Here is a 533-nt window from a genome sequence, read left to right as displayed (position 1 = left end):
CCGTATCTCGCCGAATTTCCAGGTGCATGTGCTGTCGTCGCTGTTCTTCCGCAACACGTCGGCGTACATCATCGGGCGCGTAATCAACGGCGACAAGTCGTACCCGCTGGCCGTGCCGATCATGCGCAACGCCGATGGCCAACTGCGCCTAGACACCGTGCTGCTGCGCCCGGAACAGTTGATGATCCTGTTCTCGTTCACGCACTCGTACTTCATGGTGGACATGGAAATTCCGTCCGCCTACGTGACCTTCCTGCGGGATCTGATGCCGCGCAAGCCGCGCGCCGAGATCTACACCTCGCTCGGCCTGCAGAAGCAGGGCAAGAACCTGTTCTATCGGGATTTCCTCCACCACCAGCAGCACTCGTCGGACAAGTTCATCATCGCGCCCGGCATCAAGGGCCTGGTGATGCTGGTGTTCACGCTGCCGTCGTACCCATACGTCTTCAAGGTCATCAAGGACTACTTCCCGCCGCCGAAGGAAACCACGCGCGAGCTCATCAAGAGCAAGTATCAGCTGGTGAAACGACACG

General features: G+C 59.3%; 1 protein-coding gene. It reads left to right on the top strand.

Annotated features, from left to right (window positions below):
- Positions 1-28 precede the first annotated feature (28 nt).
- Positions 29-533, top strand: a 505-nt coding sequence (locus tag ACTWQN_RS38055) for an isocitrate dehydrogenase kinase/phosphatase AceK regulatory subunit (RefSeq protein WP_443208532.1), incomplete at its 3' end; no start/stop codon positions are given.

Source organism: Saccharopolyspora antiqui, from assembly GCF_052246905.1.
Taxonomy (GTDB): domain Bacteria; phylum Actinomycetota; class Actinomycetes; order Mycobacteriales; family Pseudonocardiaceae; genus Saccharopolyspora.
Note: the sequence above shows the minus strand (reverse complement) of the source record. Positions and strands in the feature narration are given on the sequence as shown.